Source organism: Ornithinibacter aureus, assembly GCF_009858245.1.
Taxonomy (GTDB): Bacteria; Actinomycetota; Actinomycetes; order Actinomycetales; family Dermatophilaceae; genus Fodinibacter; species Fodinibacter aureus.
This window is the reverse complement of record NZ_VMSB01000001.1, coordinates 3,400,697-3,418,998: the sequence shown is the minus strand read 5'-3', so window position 1 is coordinate 3,418,998 and position 18,302 is coordinate 3,400,697. Positions and strand designations below refer to the sequence as shown.

The following is an 18,302-nucleotide window of genomic DNA, read 5'->3' as shown; positions in this document are numbered from 1 at the left end:
CCCGGCCCGCGACCCGGCCGACGGCGCGGAAGGGCGGTGGCCCGTCATGGCGCGCGTCCTCGTCCTGACCGTCGCGCACCCTCCGGAGGACGCGCGGATCCAGCACCGTGAGATCGGCGCCCTCGTCGGGCACGGCCACGAGGTCACCTACGTCGCGCCCTTCTCGGCCTTCGGTGCCACTCCCCCGCCCGACCTGCGCACCATCGACGTCCCCCGCTCGCAGGGCAGGCCCGTGGTGCGCGCGCGAGCCGTGCGGGCCGCCGCCAGGGTTCTGGCGCATGAGGCGTCACGGCACGACGTGGTGCTCGTGCACGACCCCGAGCTGCTGCCGGCGCTCGCCGTGGCGCGGCTGCGTGGTGGCCGGCCGGGCCCGGTGCTCGTGTGGGACGTCCATGAGGACGTGCCGGCCCAGATGTACATGCTCGACCTGCCCCGCCCGGTGCAGCGCGTGGGTGCCGGGGCGATCGGCGCGGCCGAGCGAGTGGCCGAGCACGGCATCCGCCTGCTCCTCGCCGAGTACGACTACCAGGGCCGGTTCCGGCACGAGCACCCCGTCGTACCGAACACCGTGCTCGTCCCCGACGAGGCGCCGGGGCCGGCGGAGGAGCAGCCCAGGGTGGTCTACCTCGGGGCGCTCACGCGGGCGCGCGGCTCCGACGAGCTCGTCGCCGTGGCCGAGCGGCTCCCGGGCGTGACCTTCGACGTGCTCGGCAACGCCTCGCCGTCGGTGCACGACGACCTCGGGCGCGCGGCGCAGCGCCTCGACAACCTGCGCTACCACGGCTTCGTGCCCAACACCGAGGCACTGCACCGCCTGCGCGGTGCCCTCGCCGGGCTGGCGATGCTGCACCCCCACCGCAACTACGCGCAGTCCCGGCCGACCAAGGTCATGGAGTACATGGCGCACGGCGTGCCGACGGTCACGACACCGAACGAGGCGTCTGCGCAGATGGTGCTGGAGGCGGATGCCGGCGCCGTCATCGGGTTCGGTGACGTCGAGGGTGCCGTCGCGGCCATCCAGGGCTGGGACGCCGACCGCACGGAGCAGCACCGGCTCGCGCTGAACGCTTACGCGACGGCGCGGGAGCAGTACTCCTGGCAGCGCGACGGCGCCCGGTTCGCCGAGGTCATCGGGCAGTGGGCTGCCGCGCGCTCGTCGCGGCGCCGATGACGACCACGGGGGCTGCCGACTGGCGCCCGTGGGGCCCGCGGCCGGTCATCGCCCCGGGGACCCGCAGCTCGCTCGCCCGCGGCAGCGCGCTCTCGGTGGCCGGGCTCGTGGCTCAGGGGGCCCTGCGGTTCCTCACGGCCTGGCTGGTCGGCACGATCGCCGGACGGGAGTGGGTCGGCCAGGTGGCCACTGCGATCTCCATCGCGACGTTCCTGTCGCTGCTGTGGCCGACGTCGGCGGGGGCGGCGATGTCGCGGTTCGTCGCCCGCGCCCTGGGCGCCGGTGACGTCGACGGCGCCCGGTCGCTCGCGCGATTCGTGACTGCGACGGCGGTCGTGGCCGCCGGCGTCGGGGCCGCGGTGGCCGTGCCGGCGTGGCGCGTCATCGGGGACGGCACGCTCGCCGAGGGCCTGATCGTCGCGCTGCTCGTGGTGGCGCTCGGGGGCTACGGCCTTGTGCGCGGCTCGCTGTTCGCCCTGGGGCGCGTGGAGCGGGCCGCGGCCTCCGACGTGCTCACCAGCGTCGTGGGCCTCGGCGGGCTGGCCGCCCTGCTCGCGGCCGGCGCGAGGGGCGTGACCCTCACGGTGCCGCTCGTCGTGGCCAACCTGCTCTACGTCGGGCTCAACTGGCCGGCCGGCACGCGGCACGCTGCCGCCCAGGGGCCCCCACGCCGGGAGGTGACGACGTTCATCGCCCTCACCACCGTGGGCACCCTGGCCAGCACCGGCTTCCTCCAGCTCTCCCAGGTCGTGGTGCGCACCACCGGCGACGCCCACGAGGCGGGGGGCTACGCCGCGGCCCTGACGCTGGCGACGCCGGCCTCGCTGCTCGTCACCGCCCTGTCGCTCGTCCTCTTGCCGACCCTGGCCGAGGCGCTGGGCCGCGGCGACCGGCCGGCCTTTCTCTCCCAGACGGATGCCGCCATGCGCGGCATCGCCACCGTCATGGTGGGGGCGCTGGGCACCCTGGCCGTGCTCGCCCGCGTGCTCGTGGCCGTCGTGTGGGGCCGGGACTACACCGAGGTGGCCGACCTGCTGCCGGTGCTCAGCCTCGCCATCCTCGTCACCACGCTGGGGGTTGCGAGCGTCAGCGCGCTCAACATCGAGTCCCAGCGCGGCGTCGTCACGACCACGGTTGCGAGCGTGTCGGGCATGCTCGTCGGCATCCTCGTCTGGGTCGTCGCCGCACCGGAAGGGGGGACTGTGGCCGTGGCAGCGGGGTACCTGGCGGGTGTCACGGTGCTGGCCGGCATCCCCGTCGTCGTCGTCATGCGCCGCCACGGTCAGCGGTGGAGCCGGCTACTGCTCACCGTGGCCGGTGCCGTGCTCGTCGCCGGGGCGGCCGTGCTCGTCGAACGGCGCAGCGGGTGGGGGCCCTGGCTGGACGTCGCCCTCGCCGCGGCCTTCGCCGCCGGCTGGTTCGCCGTGCAACGGCGCGACGTGCGCCGGGTGGCCGGCGCGTTCAGGGGCACGGCATGACGGTGAACCGCCCACGCGTCGTCATCGCCTCGCGGCTCTTCCCGCCGGAGCCCGGCGCTGCCGCCTACCGCCTTGGGGCCCTGGCCCGCACGCTCGTCTCCCGAGGTGCTTCGGTGCGCGTGCTGTCGACCCGCCCCCCTGGTGGCCTACGGCCCCAGGACGCCCCCGGCGTGCGCGTGTCGCGCTGGCCGGTGCGCCGTGACGCCGGAGGCAACGTCCGCGGGTACCTGTCGTTCGCGAGCTTCGACGGGCCGCTCGCGGCGCGCCTGCTGCTGACCCGCGGCGTGGACCTCGTCGTCGTCGAGCCGCCGCCGACGACGGGTGCCGTCGTGCGCGTGGTCACCGCGCTGCGCCGCCGACGCTACGTCTACTACGCGGGCGACGTGTCGTCGGCAGCAGCCCAGGGCATCGGCCTGCGGGGGCCCCTGCTGTCGGTGCTGCGCCGGCTCGAGGCGTGGGCCATGAGCGGCGCCGTGTGCGTGCTCACCGTCAGCGACTCGGTCGCCGAGGCCATCGCCGACCTCACCGGGGACCGTGTGCGGGTCGTCGTCGTCGGCACGGGCGTCGACACCGGCGTGTTCCGGCCGCAGCCCGACGCGCCGGCCACGGCCGCACCGACGTTCGTCTACGCCGGCACGATGAGCGAGGTGCACGGCGCGGCGGTCTTCGTCGAGGCGTTCGGGCTGGTTCACGCCGAGCACCCGCAGGCCAGGCTCGTCATGTTCGGCCAGGGCACCGACCTGGCGCTGATGCGCCGCCGCGCCGACGAGCTGGCCCTGGGGGCCGTCGAGTTCCCGGGCGTCGTCCCCGGCGCGGTCGTCGCCGCGGCGTTCTCGGGCGCGGTGGCCGGGCTCGCGTCGCTGCGCCCCGGGGCGGGCTACGACATCGCGTTCCCCACGAAGATGTTCGCCGCGACCGCCTGCGGCGCCCCCGTGGTCTACGCCGGTGGTGGCCCCGGGCGCACCATGGTCGAGGAGCACGGGCTGGGGTGGGGCTGCGACTGGGAGCCCCAGGCGGTCGCCGAGGGGATGCGCAGCGCGCTCGCCGCTCCCCCGACGCCCCAGCGTCGCGCCGGCCTCGCCGCGTGGACCGAGGAGAACGCGAGCCAGCGGTCGGTGGCCGGCCGTGCGGCCGACGCCGTGCTCGAGGCGGCCGACCAGCACCTCTACAATCGCGGCTCGTGACCCGCTCCCCGCACCCCTCCCCGGCGCCGGACGCCGCCTCCGTCCTCCAGGTCGGCGAGGCCGCGCTCACGGCCGCCACGCTCGAGGCCGAGGCCCGTTCGCGCGGGCTGCGCTGGGACCACCTCCCACTCGCGTCGAACCGGCGTGAGTGGTCGGGGGTTCTGGGGCAGGCGCAGCGGGCGGCCCTGGGGGTGCCCTGGCTCGCGCGCCTCGCCGTGGGGGCGCGCACCCACGACATCGTGCACGTGCACTCCGCGACCACCGTGAGGCACAGCCGCGTGGCGGCGCCGCGCTACGTGCTGCACTGTCACGGCAGCGACGTGCGCAGCGCGCAGTACGACTCCGCCGCGGGCGCGTCGGTGCGCAGGGCGTTGGCCGAGGCCGAGGCCGTCGTCTTCTCCACCCCCGACCTCGTCGAGCACGTGCTGCCCCACCGCCCCGACGCCACCTACGTGCCGGTGCCGGTGTCGACGGATGCCGTGCCGGCCTGGCGACCGCCGCTCCAGCGGCCGCGGGTCGCCTTCGCGTCGCGGTGGGAGGACGTCAAGGGGCTGAGGACCCAGGTCGACGTGGCGCGGGGCCTCGTGGCCGCCCTCGCCGGCCGGGCCGAGGTGGTGGGGCTGGACTGGGGACCGGGGACGGATGCCGCCCGGGCCGCGGGAGTGCGGCTCGCCCCCAGGATGGGTCACGACGACTACCTGCGCTGGCTCGCGACGTCGACGGCCGTCGTGGGGCAGGCGGCCGGCATCCTCTCGGCGAGCGAGCTGGAGGCGATGGCGGCGGGGACGCCGCTGCTCGTGCCGTCATCCCTCGGCGGCTACGCCGGGCTCGCCGGATCGCCCCCGCCGGTGCTGGCCGCCGACGTCGACGCCGTGGTCGAGGCGGCCGTGGCCTACGTCGACGACCCGCAGCGGCACGACCCGCAGCCCGCGCGGGCGTGGGTGCGCCGCGAGCACGGCGCCGGCACGGTGCTCGACCGCGTGCTCGAGGTCCACACGCGCGTGCTGGCCGCCCGCTGACGACGTACCAGGGCGGTCGGCCTGCTGATGTCACCCACATGTCCCGGACGACCAGCCGACCATTGGCAAGGACCGGCAGGAACCGACGTCCCGCTGCGGCATCCACCAGGTCCGCCCGATGGGGACCCCCACCCGGCCGATCAGGCCGGCACGACCACCGTGGCGCCCGATCGGGCCGACTCGAGCACCGCCTCGGCGACGAGCACCGTGCGCAGCCCCTGCTCCATGGTGACGATGTCGGCGTCCTTGCCGAGCACGGCATCGCGGAACTGCTCGTGCTCGACCCGCAGCGGCTCGGGCTTCGGGATGGCGTAACGCACGACGTCGCCCTCGGACACGCCCCGGAACTTGGAGATGGCGTCCCAGGCCTGCTCGATCTCGCCGTTGGCGTGGAAGGTGAGGTCGGCGCTCAGCGTGTCGGCCACGAACGAGCCCTTGCTGCCGGTGACCACCGTCACCCGCTCCTTGAACGGCGAGAGCCAGTTGACGAGGTGGCTCGTGATCGTGCCGCCGGCGAGCTGGCCCACGACGGCGACCATGTCCTCGTGCTCACGACCCGAGCGGTGAGTGGTGCGGGCGGCGACCGAGGCGTACTCCTGCTGGGTCACCCAGGCCGTGAGGTCGATGTCGTGCGTGCCGAGGTCCTTGACGACGCCGACGTCGGCGATCCGCGCGGGGAAGGGCCCCTGGCGCCGCGTCACGACCTGGTAGATGTGACCGAGCTCGCCCGCCTCGATGCGTGAACGAGCCTGCTGCAGAGCCGGGTTGTAGCGCTCGATGTGCCCGACGGCGCCGACGAGCCCCCGGGCGGAGAACGCCAAGGCCACTGCCGTCGCCGAGCGGGTGTCCTGGGCGAGCGGCTTCTCGATCATCGCGTGCACGCCGGCCTCGGCCAGGGCCAGCCCCACCTGCTCGTGGTAGGCCGTCGGCACCGCGACCATGCAGTAGTCGAGGCCGTGCGCGATGAGCGCCTCGATGTCGGCCTCCACCGGCCGCCCACCGGAGGCGCCGTGCACGTCACCGCCCGGGTCGGCCACGGCCACGAGGTCCACCCCGGGCAGGCTGCCGAGCACCCGGGCGTGGTGGCGGCCCATCATGCCCAGGCCGATGAGGCCAGCGCGCAGGTTCGCCATGGCTCAGGCACCCGCCGCGGCGAGGGCATTGACCGCCGTGACGATCCGTTCGAGGTCGCCCTGCGAGAGCGAGGGGTGCACCGGCAGCGACAGGCACTCCGCGGCCGCGCGGGCCGTCTCGGGCAGGTCGACGTCGACGCGGAAGGGCGCCAGCTGGTGGTTGGGCACGGGGTAGAACATGCCCGAGCCGACGTTGTACTCCTCGCGCAGAGCCGCGGCGAAGCCGTCGCGGTCCTCCGGAACGCGCACCGTGTACTGGTGGTAGACGTGGACGGCTCCCTCGGCAACCGGCGGGGTCGTCACGCCGGTGAGGTTCGCTGACAGGAACGCAGCGTTGGCTTGGCGCTGCGCCGTCCATCCTCCGACCTTCTTCAACTGCTCCCGGCCGATGGCGGCGTGGATGTCGGTCATCCGGGCGTTGAAGCCCACCACTTCGTTGTGGTACTGCCGCTCCATGCCCTGGTTGCGGTAGAGCCGCATCAGTCGCTCGATCTCGGGGGTGGCCGCGGAGACCATGCCGCCCTCACCGGAGGTCATGTTCTTGGTCGGGTAGAGCGAGAACATTGCGAAGGACCCGAAAGCACCGACGGGGGTGCCGTTCAGCGACGCACCGTGGGCCTGCGCGGCGTCCTCGAACACCTGGATGCCGTGCCGGTCAGCAATCACCATAATCCGGTCCATCTTGGCCGGGTGCCCGTAGAGGTGCACCGGCATGATGCCGACGGTCCGCTCGGTGATGCTCGCCTCGATCGCCGCGGGCGAGAGGTTGAAGTCGTCTGCGTCGATGTCGGCGAACACCGGGGTGGCGCCGGTGAGCGCGACCGAATTGCACGTGGCCGCGAAGGTGAACGACGGGACGATGACTTCATCGCCGGCCTTGACCCCGCTCGAGAGCAGTCCGAGGTGTAAACCGGATGTGCCGGAGTTCGCCGCGACACACGCCCGACCCAATCCGAAGTGCGCCGAGAACTCCTCCTCGAACGCCTTGACCTCTGGCCCTTGGGCCAACATCCCACTGCGCAGGACTCGGTCGACAGCGGCCCGCTCCTCGGCGCCGATGATCGGCTTGGCGGGAGGAATGAAGTCAGTCACTGCGGGGCCTCCGAAAGGGTGTCGTCGTTCTCGAGATAGGTCTGGCCGGTCTGGGGGCATACCCACGTGTCTGCCTTGGTGCCGGGTTCGAGCGGGACCCCGGCTCGGCCGACCCAGCGAACGCGCCGTGCCGGAACCCCCGCTACAAGAGCGAAGTCCGGGACGTCCTGGGTGACCACCGACCCTGCGGCAACCAGAGCCCACCGACCGATCGTCACCGGCGCCACGCACACCGAACGGGCTCCGATGGACGAGCCCTCGTGGCAGATGACCCCGACGGCTTCCCAGTCGTCCCCGCGCTTGAGCGTGCCATCTGGGTCGACTGAGCGCGGGTAGTGGTCGTTGGTGAAGACGACGCCCGGCCCCACGAAGACGCCGTCTTCAAGGACCGCGGGCTCGTAGACGAGAGCGTAGTTCTGGAGCTTGCAGTTGTTCCCCAGGCGCACCCCGGTGCCCACGTAGGCCCCGCGCCCGACGATGCAGTTCGCTCCCAAAACCGCGTGCTCGCGGACCTGCGCGAGGTGCCAGACCGACGTGCCATCGCCGAGTGTGGCGCTGTCAGCGACGTCGGCCGAGTCGACGATTCGCACAGCCACGATCAGCCCACCCTCTCGGCCTGTCCCACAACGAGGAACCGCACGCCCTCGAAGCGGGCTCGGTCGAGGATCCGCCGTCCGTCGACGACGACCCGCACACCCGGCACGTCCCGCGCGGACAAGTCACGGTATTCGGCGTGGTCGGCCTGGAGGATGACGACGTGAGCCGCGTCACCGATCGAATAGGGCGCCCACCCGAAGCCCGCGAGCTCCTCGCGGGTGTAGAGGGGGTCGTGGACGACGACGTCGGCACCGGCCTCGCGCAAGGCGTCGACGGTCGCGAACACCCCGGAGAACGCCGTCTCCTTGACACCTCCACGGTACGAGGCGCCGAGCACGGCCACACGCTGGCCGGTGAGGTCACCGCCAGCTGCGCCGACCGCGAGTCCGACGGTGTAGGACGGCATTGCCGCGTTGGCCTCCCGGGCCGCGCGCACGACTGTCGCTTCGGGGTCATTCCACAGATAGAGGCGGGGGTACACCGGGATGCAGTGTCCGCCCACCGCGATGCCCGGGCGGTGGATGTGGCTGTAGGGCTGCGAGTTGCTTGCCTCGATGACCTCGTAGACATCGATGCCGACTCGGGCCGCAAACGCACCGAACTGATTCGCGAGGCCGATGTTGACGTCACGGTAGGTCGTCTCAGCGAGCTTGGCCATCTCGGCCGCTTCAGCCGACCCCAGGTTCCAGACGCCGTTGGGGCGGTCGAGGTCGGGGCGCTCGTCGAACTGCAGTGCGGACTCGTAGAACTCCACGGCCCGGGCCGCCCCCTGGGGCGAGAGCCCACCGATGAGCTTGGGGTACTTGCGCAAGTCCGCGAAGACGCGGCCCGTCAGCACCCGCTCAGGGGAGAACACCAGGTGGAAGTCGACTCCCTCCACCAGCCCTGAGCCCGCTTCAAGCCGAGGTTTCCAGCGGTCACGCGTGGTGCCCACGGGAAGCGTCGTCTCGTAGCTCACGAGCGTACCCGGCCGCAAACCTCGAGCGATGTCGTCGGTGGCGGAGTCCAACCAGCCGAAGTCGGGTCTCGCCTCATCGTCGACGAAGAGGGGGACGACGACAACAACGACGTCGCTGTGCGACACCGCCTCGGCCGTATCCGTGGTGGCCCGCAGATCTCCAGACCGGACGACTGCCCTGAGATACTCCGGGAGGTGGTCCTCGCCGGGGAACGGCGCTTCCCCAGCATTCACCTTGGCGACGGTGACCGCACTGGCATCGGCACCAAAGACGCGGTGGCCCCTCCGCGCGAACTGGACAGAGAGGGGTAGCCCGATCTTGCCAAGGCCGACGACGGTGATGCGCACACGGACTCCCAGTCAAGGTCTTATTTTAGACGACATCAAAATGCAGCACCACAGGGTAACCGGGTGCCAAGTCTGGGCACCACGGAGGGACTGAGGACACTGCCTCGGAGACGCAGTGACCGGCCCTCCGGGGAACCCGGAAGGCCGGTCACTGTGTGAGTTAGGCATTCAAGAGTCGGTTACCGCACCGACCCCAGTTCACCAGGTGTAGAGCTCAGTCGCAATCTGGTCGCTCACCGAGCGGCTCACCGAGCCGGTGCCACCGACCACAACGACGTCAACGTCGGTGTCAGCCACGCCCGTGAGGAACGTCTTGGTCTCGGGGCTCAGCGAGTTGTTGCGAGTGAGAAGCAGTGCACCATCGTGGTTGGCCGCCCATGCACCAGCCGCGACACCGTCAGCGAAGCCTTCGCCGCTGGCAACGGCGATCTTGTCAATGCCGTTCCGGTACTTGCCGGCGAGCATCGTCGCAGTGGCGTACCGGTTGGCGCCGGTGTTGGTGTCGCGGATGTTGTCGATCTCGGCGGACTTGGCCGCAGCCTCCGCCTGACCGCCCACGGTGTGGACCTCGAGCGCGTTGAACACGGCCTTTCCGAAGATGCTGTTCCAACCGGACTGCTCCTCAAGGAAGCGAACGGTGAAGCGCTCCGACGCGTTGTTGTCCGCGCTGAGTCGCTTGTCGTTCGTCAGGAGGACAATACCCTCGTTGTCAGCCGCGGCAGAACCGGCAGCCAAGGCGTCAGCGAAGTCAGTACCGGTGGCGAGGTAGACGTTCACCGTGTAGGGGTTAACGCCCTGCGCGGAAACACGCCAACCGACGTGGCGAGCAATGTCAGTCGCGGTCTCGTAGCGGTTGATGCCGCCGACCTGCTGAACGTCGCCGACACCGACCTTTGACTCGAGCTGCTGCATGGCCCCAGCCGGCCAAACGCCCGTGCCGCCAACCAGAATGGCGTTCTTGAAGCCCTTGTCCTCAATCGCCGCGAGGACTCGGGAGTCGATGCTCCCGCTGTTGGACAGCAGGACGGGGGCGTCGTAGACGTCGGCCAGGGGGCCCGAGGCAAGCGCGTCCGGGAAGTCGTCGGCACGAGCCACGATCACGGTGTCGCAGTTGCGCTCGTAGTAGCCCGAGTTCTCATACTTGCCACGGTCACCGCAGTAGCGCCACTTGCTCGTGGAGTCCATCAACTTGATGGCGGTGCTGATGCGGTCCGGCCCGGCAACCCGGAAGAGGTTGTCGAGGTTGTTGTCGATCGTGTACTGGCGGTAGACGCCGTCGGGCTCGTCCTGGAACGAGTCGGAGGGTGCCGCAACGGCGGCACCGGCAACGGCGACGGATGCCGCGGCTGCAGCGGCCAAGCTGCCTGTGAGGCGGCGTGAAGCCTTACCCATGTGTGTTTCTCCTTCGAAGTGATTCTGTCTGCTTGCGCGACCCCCAACCGAGTGGTTGGCGCCAACGACCTAGGCCGTCACCGTTGAGCGCACATGCAGCGTAGCGCATTTCCGACCCGGCGCAACGCGCATCTGAGATCGGCCGAATTGCTCACGACGGTCCCGCCCTTCGAGACACCCCAGCGCGGGTGGTCCGTGCAGTCTGGATCAGCCTTGACCCTGACTGGTCTGGGGCCCGGGTAGGGCACGACACGCGCATACCCCTATGGCAAGCGTGATTGGACCTGATGAGGGTCTGATCCTGACCGCTCCGAGGTGGTCTGAACCCGGATCCACCGATGACGTTTTCGATGTCGTCGTCGCGACGGTGAGGCTGCGGTGATTGTGTTCGGGTAGGGGTGAGCGTCCGGCCTCGCTACCGGGTGTTCCACAGGGTGCTTCTGGTTCGCGCCGCGGGGCGGCTGGGTGGTCAGGTCGTTGCGGGCAGCGGGGGCGCGTGGGCGCGCTCGAAGAGGGTGGCCCAGGCGTGCTGCCAGGGCCAGGCCCGCGGCGGGTGCAGGGTCAGCCGTCGGGCGGAGGTCGCGACCCGGGCCGGGACGTGGACCAGGGTGCGCCGCAGGGTCGCCGTCGTGGCTCTTGCCAAGCGCCGCTGACCGGTGAGGGTGGCAGCGGCGCGGGTCAGGTTGAAGGCCATGACGGCCAGGACCAGCCAGGCGGCGTTGGCGGTGAACTTCCCCGACGGCAGGTGCGCCAGCGCCGAGCTCTTCAGGTCGGCATGGACCTGTTCGATGACGGCGTGCGCACGGTGGACCTTGTCGGCGGTCACGGTGTCGGCGAGATCCGCGGGTGTGGTGGTGAAGAACGCGTGATGCCGCCACACCTCGAACAGGCCGTGCTGCCCGGCGCGCTTCTTCTTCTCGGCGTTGGCGTCGGGGATGCGCCCCACGACAAGCCGGCCGGTGACCTGCTCCGCTCTTCTTCTTCGAGGTGAACGCCGTGTAGGGCACCTCGGCGACCTGCGCCGAAGAGATCCAGGTACCGGACTCCTCGTCGAAGACCGCCCTCGGGTACTCGATCGTGGTCCAGGCGTTCTCGGTGATCACGCTGATCGCCGCCTTGACGCGGGCATCGACGCGGACGGTGACCGAGACCTCCGCTCCGGTCTTGACCGCGGCGCCGATGACGGCGTGCCCGTAGTAGGCGGAGTCGGCTCGAAGCAACACCCGACCCGACCGGGTCGTGTTCTCGTCGTGGGCGAGGGTGCGCACCGTCTTCAGCGCGTCGCGGACCAGCCGCTGGGCTCAGCGGGCGGAGTTCGCCGACCCCTTGCGCAGGCGTTGGGCCACGATCACCGGCGCGCAGGACTGGATGGAGACCGTCGCCACGAGTGCGTTCAGGCCGCGCACTCCTGTGTAGCCGAATCCGGCACCCTGTTTGGCGTAGCCGTGGACCTCGATGACGGTGTCGTCGATGTCGACCACCGCCAGCTGCCCGACCCCGGCGGTCACCGGGGTGGCCACAGCCAGCGAGGTCAGGAACCTCGCGGCGACCCCGTCAAGCTGGCGCACGTGCCCGAACGTGAAGGTGCGCAGGAACGATCCCAACGTCGACGGCGCGTAGCAGCGCTCGACGAGCCGGCCCATCCCGCCGTACCGCAGGATCGCCAGGATGACCTCTCTCGCGATCCTCAACGCAAACCGAGCACTAGCCGCCGCCAGATTGTTGCCCTACTGTGACCGATGTCTCCGCTTCCCGTCTGCAAGCGCTGGCGCCCCCGTGATCCCCCTCTCGGTGAGAGGGGGATCACTGCGTCAGTGGCGCATTGAGCGCGTCACTCTCCGTGGAGCAGGTGCCACACCGCGCTGTGCCGCTTACGGTCAGTGAGCGCCGGGATCACGGCCTGCTCGAACAACTCGACGCCCGACAGGTCGTAGGCCTGCTCGACGAAGTAGGTGATGGCATAGGTCATCCCGCGTGACTGGAGGTCGACCAGCGCCTCGATGATCTGCTCGGGGGTGCCCACGAGCGGACCGTCGGCGAACGACTTCACGGTGGACTCGACGACGTCCTGCGGCAGGCCGGCCGAGGTGTAGTGGTCACGGATCCAGGCCAGGCGCTCCTGCACCTCTGCGTCGTCGCGGCCGATGACGACGTTGAAGTTGGCGCTGCGCACGATCTCGTCGAATTCACGCCCCACGTCGGCGCAGTGCGCCTTGAGGATCTCGCTCTTGGCGCTGAACTCCTCCGGCATCCCCGAGAAGTTCGTGTAGTCGGCGTACTCCGCGGCGATCCGCAGGGTCTTCTTCTCGCCTCCGCCGGCGATCCACACGGGGATGCCGTTGCGCGGGCTCCCCGGCACGGAATCGCCCTGCAGCGGCCGGGGGAAGCACATGGCCCCGTCGACGGTGAAGTGCTCCCCGGCGTAGTTCCCGTAGCCGGTCGTCCACATCTGCTGCATGATCTCGATGCCCTCGCGCAGCGCCTGCAGCCGCTCTCCCGCGCTGGGGAAGCCGTAGCCGTAGGCGCGCCACTCGTGCTCGTACCAGCCTGCGCCGATGCCCATCTCGAGGCGTCCCTCCGAGATGACGTCGACCGTGGCCGCGACCTTCGCGAGGTAGGCCGGGTTGCGGTACCCCATGCACGTGCACATCTGGCCCAGTCGCACCCGACCCGTGACCCCGGCGAAGGCGGCCATGAGGGACCAGGCCTCGTGCGTCGTCTCCTCGATCGGACGGGGAACGGTGTGGACGTGGTCGTAGACCCAGATCGAGGCCCAGTCGGGGTTGCTGTCGACCCGCCTGGCGAGACCGGCCATCACGCCCCAGTGCTGCGCCGAGTCGATGCCGACGAGATCCTGACGCCAGCCCTGCGGGATGAAGAGTCCGAAGTGCATGAATAGGTCCTCTCGTCGATGCGGCCGTCGACCCGCACCTCCAGCCAACTCTGCTGCCGTCCGCGGCGCAACTTCCCACCCCGTATCGTGGCTCGTCGTGAGTCGAACCATCTGTGTCGTCGGCACCTCCTACGTCGGGCTGTCCATCGCCGTCCTGCTCGCTGAGTACCACGACGTCGTCGCCTTCGACATCGACGAGAGCCGTCTGGAGCAGATCCGGGCGGGACGCAGCCCCATCGCCGACCCCGACATCGAGGAGCGCCTGGCCCGCTCCGACCTGCGGCTCACGGTGACCAACGACAAGCACGAGGCCTACGCCCGCGCCGAGTACGTCGTCGTCGCCACGCCGACGAGCTACGACGAGCGCACCAACTACTTCGACACGAGCAGCGTCGAGCAGGTCGTCTCCGACGTCGTCACCATCAACCCCGACGCCACCGCCGTCATCAAGTCGACGATCCCGGTCGGCTTCACAGCCGGCCTGCGCCGACGCCTCGGCACCGACAACATCATCTTCTCGCCGGAGTTCCTGCGTGAGGGCCGGGCGCTGCACGACAACCTGCACCCGTCTCGGATCGTCGTCGGCGACCAGAGCCCACGGGGTGAGCGGTTCGCCCAGCTGCTCGCCGAGGCAGCGCTCGACGACGACGTGCCGGTCCTGCTCACCGACAGCACCGAGGCCGAGGCGGTCAAGCTCTTCGCCAACACCTACCTCGCGATGCGGGTGGCGTTCTTCAACGAGCTCGACACCTACGCCGCAACACACGGCCTGGACACCCGCCAGATCATCGAGGGCGTCGGCCTCGACCCGCGGATCGGGACGCACTACAACAACCCGTCGTTCGGCTACGGTGGCTACTGCCTGCCCAAGGACACCAAGCAGCTGCTCGCGAACTACGCCGACGTCCCCCAGACCCTGATCAGCGCCATCGTCACGGCGAACACGACGCGCAAGGACTACGTGGCCGCCGACATCGTCGCGCGCGAACCCCGGGTCGTCGGCATCCACCGCCTCATCATGAAGGCGGGGTCGGACAACTTCCGCTCCAGCAGCGTCCAGGGCGTCATGAAGCGGATCAAGGCCAAGGGCATCGAGGTGATCGTGTACGAGCCCGAGCTGCGCGACGACCGCTTCTACGGCTCGGAGGTCGTGCGCGACCTCGACGAGCTCAAGCGCCGCAGCGACGTCATCGTCGCCAACCGCCTCGTCGACGAGCTGCGCGACGTGGCCGACAAGGTCTACACGCGCGACCTGTTCGGCAACGACTGACGGGGCATGATGTCGGCATGGGCCTGAAACACCAGAACGACCCCGACCTCGTCCGTGAGCTGCTCATGGACCCGGGCATCTGGGTCGTCGTCGGCTTGTCCACCAACCGTGACCGCGTCGCGTACGGGATCTCCCAGTGGCTGCAGGTCGAGCTCGGCAAGGCGATCATCCCCGTGCACCCCAAAGCCGAGACCGTGCACGGCGCCCAGGGTTACGCCTCGATCGCCGACATCCCCGACCAGGACGTCAAGGTCATCGACTGCTTCGTCAGTTCAGAGCACGTCGGTGCGGTCGTCGACGAGGCGATCGCGCACAAGGACCGTCTGCAGATCGATGCCGTGTGGATGCAGGTCGGCGTGGTCGACACGGCTGCCGCCGAGCGCGCCCGAGCGGCTGGCATCGACGTCGTGATGGACACCTGCCCCAGGCACGAGTGGCCCAAGGTGCGCAACGAGGGCATGCAGCGCTGACGCGTCGTCAGTCTCGGATGCCGTCCGCGCGCCGCTCGCGCAGCGCCGCACCCTTCGCGTGCGCCTCGTCGCGTAGTGCGCCCCGGAAGGCGGTGAGAGCGTCGCGGATCCGCGCGGCCTCGGAGCCCTCGCCGGCGCCGAGGATGCGCGCGGCGAGCAGGCCCGCGTTGCGCGCCCCGCCGACGGAGACGGTCGCGACCGGCACCCCGGCCGGCATCTGCACGATGGACAGCAGCGAATCCATGCCGTCGAGGTACTTCAGCGGCACCGGCACCCCGATGACCGGGAGGGAGGTGACCGACGCGAGCATGCCCGGCAGGTGGGCCGCTCCCCCGGCTCCGGCGATGACGACGCGCAACCCACGCTGCTCCGCACTGGCGCCGTACTCGACCATCTCCTGCGGCATCCGGTGCGCCGAGACGACGTCGACCTCGCAGGCGATGCCGAACTCGTCGAGGGCCGCCACCGCCGCCTGCATCACCGGCCAGTCGGAGTCCGAGCCCATGACGACGCCCACGACAGGCACCGGAGCGTTGACCTCGCTGCTCTGCTCCTGCTGGCTCATTCGGTGACAACTCCCTGGATGTAGTCGGCAGCGTGGGCGGCGCGCTCACGCAGGTCGGCGAGGTCGTCGCCGCTGATGTTCACGTGCCCGATCTTGCGCCCCGGCCGAACTCCCTTGCCGTACATGTGCACCTTCGCCTCAGGATCCCTCGCCATGACGTGCCGGTAGGTGGGGTAGAGATCGGGGTAGTCACCGCCGAGGACGTTGGCCATGACCGTCCAGCGCTCGTGCGGCCGCGGCGAGCCGAGCGGCAGGTCCAGCACCGCCCGCAGGTGCTGCTCGAACTGCCCGGTGACCGCGCCGTCCATCGACCAGTGGCCGGAGTTGTGGGGCCGCATCGCGAGCTCGTTGACCCGGAACGCCGGCCCACCGGCATCCACGACCTCGAACATCTCGACCGCCAGCACCCCGGTGACGTCGAGCTCCCCGGCGAGGCGCAGCGCGGCGTGCACCGCGTCGGCCGCGAGGTCGTCATCCAGCTCGGGGGCCGGGGCCAGCACCTCGGTGCAGATGCCGTCGGTCTGCACCGTCTCGACGACCGGCCACGCCGCGGCCTGCCCGGACGGGCTGCGGGCGACGAGGACGGCGAGCTCCCGCACGAAGGGCACCCGCTCCTCGAGGAGCAGACCGGTGCCCTCCGCCTCAGCCCGCTCGAGCCAGTCGGCGAGGTCGTCGGCGGATGCCGCGAGCCGCACCCCCTTGCCGTCGTAACCACCGCGCGGGGTCTTCGCGACGACCGGCCAGCCCACGGCATCCCCGAACGCCGTCACCTCGGCGGCGTCGTCGGCGCGCGTCCAGCGCGGGCACGGGATGCCCAGCTCGGTCAGACGCTCGCGCATCGCGAGCTTGTCCTGGGCGAAGCGCAGGGCAGCGGGCCGCGGGTGCAGCTCAACCCCCTCGGCGACGAGGAGGTCCAGGACGTGGGCGGGGACGTGCTCGTGGTCGAAGGTCACGACGTCGCAGTGCTGGGCGAAGGCGTGCACCGCCTCGGCCACGGTGTGGTCGCCGACCGGCGAGCTGGGCACGACGAGGGCGGCGCTGGCGTCCTCGGCCTCGGCGAACACGCTCAGCGTGATGCCGAGTTCAGCGGCCGGCCCGGCACACATCCGAGCGAGCTGGCCACCTCCGATGATGCCGACGACGGGGAATCCTCCGGGAGCGCGACGTGGGGTGGTCACCCCGCGAGAATAGCGACTTCACTTCGTTACGCTGCGTCGGTGCCCCATCCCCCCTCCACGCCGACGCGCGGACCTGCGCGCCTCATGGCGTGGGCCCGCGGCGCGATGGACGTCATCTACCGGGAGATGATCAAGTTCGGCGTCATCGGGGCGCTCGCGTTCGTCATCGACCTCGGGCTGGCCAACCTGTTGTGGCACACCGTGCTCGAGGACCGGGTCACCACCGCCAAGATCATCTCCGGCCTGGTCGCGACCCTGTTCTCATGGGTCGGCAACCGGCAGTGGACCTTCCGGCACCGCCGCAGCCGCCCGGCGCACCACGAGGTGGCCCTGTTCTTCGGTGTCAACCTCGTCGCCCTCGGGATCGCCACGGCCACCTTGGCGTTCTCGCACTACGGGCTGGGCTTCACCTCGCGCCTGGCCGACAACATCGCGACCATCGTCGGGATCGGCCTCGGCACGCTGTTCCGGTTCTGGACCTACCGCCGCTTCGTCTTCGCCAGCGAGAAGATCTGACTCAGTCCTCGCTGACCGACAGGAAGAGGGCGAACAACGGCGGTACGGCGCGAGCGAGCTCGAGCCGTCCCCCGGCGGCCTCCGCCAGGTCCCGGGCGAGGCTGAGCCCCAGCCCGCTGCCCGAGGACGACACCGCTCGCTCGAAGATGTGTGGTGCCAGGGTCGGCGGGACGCCCGCGCCGGTGTCGCTCACCTCGATCACGACCGACGGGCCGGACCGACGAGCCGCGACCTCGACGGTGCCCGCGCCGTGTGCCAGCGAGTTCTCGAGCAGCGTCGTGAGGATCTGCGCCAACGCCACCGGCGTCGCCCGCACCCGCAGACCCCGCTCGCCGCTCACGTGGATGCTGCGGCGGGCCCCGGCGAAGGCTGGTTGCCACTCGCGCTGGAGTGAGGCGAGGACCGAGTCGAGGGAGACTGCCGGATTGGTCTCGACCCCGCTGCGAGTTCGGCTCATCAGGTCGTCGACGACTCGGCTCAGTCGTTCGACCTGACCGATGGCGATCGTGGCCTCCTCCCCCACGACCGTGATGTCGTCGGTGCTCGCGATCTCCTCGAGCCGCATGAGCAACGCGGTCAGCGGCGTGCGCAGCTGGTGGGAGGCGTCCGCCGCGAAGTCACGCTCGGAGGCGAGCCGTTTCGCACCCTGCTGTGCCCCCCGCGCCAGCGCCGCGTCGAGGCGATCCACCTCCTCGATCCCCGAGTTCAGCGGGACCGGACGCGGATCCCCCGGTGCCAGCCGCTCGGCCCGCTCCCCCAGCGTTTGCAGGAAGTGCGTGACCCGCAGGGCCCGGCGGTCCGCGACCCACGCGGCGACGGCGAGCGCCAGGGCGGCACCGACGAGGAGCGCGAGCACGTGGGCGCCGAGCGAGAGCAGGGGCGTGGAGGTCTCACCTGCCTGGGGTTGTCCCCCGGAGATGATCGACTCGCTGGGATCGTTGCGCCACAGGATGAAGATCGAGAACCCCACGGTGATGATCACCGCACTGATGGCGACGGCCTGCACGGCCGTCCCGACGAGCAGGCGACGCACGAGGG

At 70.8% G+C, this 18,302-nt stretch carries 16 protein-coding genes and 1 pseudogene; 7 read left to right on the top strand and 10 right to left on the bottom strand.

Going from position 1 to position 18,302, the window contains the following annotated elements:
* Positions 1–46 precede the first annotated feature (46 nt).
* Genes C8E84_RS16335 through C8E84_RS16320 form a run of 4 tightly spaced genes read left to right on the top strand, consistent with a single transcriptional unit; the run spans position 47 to position 4,852 of the window.
* The gene (locus C8E84_RS16335) at positions 47–1,171 is read left to right on the top strand and encodes a glycosyltransferase family protein (RefSeq protein ID WP_159903833.1); all 1,125 of its coding nucleotides are present in this window, start codon (positions 47–49) and stop codon (positions 1,169–1,171) included.
* Positions 1,168–2,649 carry a lipopolysaccharide biosynthesis protein gene (locus C8E84_RS16330; protein WP_159903831.1) on the top strand — a complete coding sequence of 494 codons (1,482 nt, stop codon included), beginning with the start codon at positions 1,168–1,170 and terminating at the stop codon, positions 2,647–2,649. Before C8E84_RS16335 ends, C8E84_RS16330 begins: the two co-directional genes overlap by 4 nt.
* Entirely contained in the window at positions 2,646–3,833 is a 1,188-nt protein-coding gene (locus C8E84_RS16325) for a glycosyltransferase (protein WP_159903830.1), read from the top strand. Before C8E84_RS16330 ends, C8E84_RS16325 begins: the two co-directional genes overlap by 4 nt.
* Positions 3,830–4,852: a glycosyltransferase family protein gene (locus tag C8E84_RS16320; protein WP_159903829.1), complete on the top strand. Its 1,023-nt coding sequence runs from the start codon at positions 3,830–3,832 to the stop codon at positions 4,850–4,852. The genes C8E84_RS16325 and C8E84_RS16320 overlap by 4 nt, the downstream gene beginning before the upstream one ends.
* 140 nt (positions 4,853–4,992) lie before the next feature.
* On the opposite strand, the gene C8E84_RS16315 is transcribed toward C8E84_RS16320, so the two are convergent.
* From C8E84_RS16315 to C8E84_RS16285, 7 genes and pseudogenes are all read right to left on the bottom strand, one after another.
* Positions 4,993–5,985: a Gfo/Idh/MocA family protein gene (locus C8E84_RS16315; RefSeq protein ID WP_159903828.1), complete on the bottom strand. Its 993-nt coding sequence runs from the start codon at positions 5,983–5,985 to the stop codon at positions 4,993–4,995.
* A gap of 3 nt (positions 5,986–5,988) precedes the next feature.
* Positions 5,989–7,077, bottom strand: a complete 1,089-nt coding sequence (locus C8E84_RS16310; RefSeq protein ID WP_159903827.1) for a DegT/DnrJ/EryC1/StrS family aminotransferase — start codon at positions 7,075–7,077, stop codon at positions 5,989–5,991.
* Entirely contained in the window at positions 7,074–7,673 is a 600-nt protein-coding gene (locus tag C8E84_RS16305; protein ID WP_159903825.1) for an acyltransferase, read from the bottom strand. Before C8E84_RS16305 ends, C8E84_RS16310 begins: the two co-directional genes overlap by 4 nt.
* 2 nt (positions 7,674–7,675) lie before the next feature.
* The gene (locus C8E84_RS16300) at positions 7,676–8,980 is read right to left on the bottom strand and encodes a nucleotide sugar dehydrogenase (protein ID WP_159903823.1); all 1,305 of its coding nucleotides are present in this window, start codon (positions 8,978–8,980) and stop codon (positions 7,676–7,678) included.
* Between the two features lie 198 nt (positions 8,981–9,178).
* Positions 9,179–10,372 carry a cell wall-binding repeat-containing protein gene (locus C8E84_RS16295; protein ID WP_159903813.1) on the bottom strand — a complete coding sequence of 398 codons (1,194 nt, stop codon included), beginning with the start codon at positions 10,370–10,372 and terminating at the stop codon, positions 9,179–9,181.
* Between the two features lie 469 nt (positions 10,373–10,841).
* Positions 10,842–12,039, bottom strand: a pseudogene (locus tag C8E84_RS16290) (IS1380 family transposase); the annotation flags it as partial.
* A gap of 164 nt (positions 12,040–12,203) precedes the next feature.
* Positions 12,204–13,265 (bottom strand): LLM class F420-dependent oxidoreductase, encoded by a 1,062-nt coding sequence (locus tag C8E84_RS16285; protein WP_159903811.1) that lies wholly within the window; start codon positions 13,263–13,265, stop codon positions 12,204–12,206.
* 97 nt (positions 13,266–13,362) lie between these two features.
* Between C8E84_RS16285 and C8E84_RS16280 the strand changes: the two genes are divergently transcribed.
* A complete protein-coding gene (locus tag C8E84_RS16280) occupies positions 13,363–14,535 on the top strand; it encodes a nucleotide sugar dehydrogenase (protein ID WP_246196994.1) in 1,173 nt (390 codons plus the stop codon).
* A gap of 17 nt (positions 14,536–14,552) precedes the next feature.
* Positions 14,553–15,005: a CoA-binding protein gene (locus tag C8E84_RS16275; RefSeq protein ID WP_159903798.1), complete on the top strand. Its 453-nt coding sequence runs from the start codon at positions 14,553–14,555 to the stop codon at positions 15,003–15,005.
* A 7-nt stretch (positions 15,006–15,012) separates the two neighbouring features.
* Here the strand turns inward: C8E84_RS16275 and purE are convergent, their stop codons facing one another.
* Both purE and C8E84_RS16265 read right to left on the bottom strand, forming a co-directional pair.
* Positions 15,013–15,570 carry a 5-(carboxyamino)imidazole ribonucleotide mutase gene (purE, locus tag C8E84_RS16270; protein ID WP_170296293.1) on the bottom strand — a complete coding sequence of 186 codons (558 nt, stop codon included), beginning with the start codon at positions 15,568–15,570 and terminating at the stop codon, positions 15,013–15,015.
* A complete protein-coding gene (locus C8E84_RS16265) occupies positions 15,567–16,748 on the bottom strand; it encodes a 5-(carboxyamino)imidazole ribonucleotide synthase (protein ID WP_159903796.1) in 1,182 nt (393 codons plus the stop codon). Before C8E84_RS16265 ends, purE begins: the two co-directional genes overlap by 4 nt.
* Before the next feature lie 39 nt (positions 16,749–16,787).
* On the opposite strand from C8E84_RS16265, the gene C8E84_RS16260 reads away from it, so the two are divergent.
* Positions 16,788–17,264 (top strand): GtrA family protein, encoded by a 477-nt coding sequence (locus C8E84_RS16260; RefSeq protein WP_246196993.1) that lies wholly within the window; start codon positions 16,788–16,790, stop codon positions 17,262–17,264.
* A gap of 1 nt (position 17,265) precedes the next feature.
* On the opposite strand, the gene C8E84_RS16255 is transcribed toward C8E84_RS16260, so the two are convergent.
* Positions 17,266–18,297, bottom strand: coding sequence for a sensor histidine kinase (locus C8E84_RS16255; protein ID WP_246196992.1), 1,032 nt, complete (start codon positions 18,295–18,297; stop codon positions 17,266–17,268).
* Positions 18,298–18,302 lie beyond the last annotated feature (5 nt).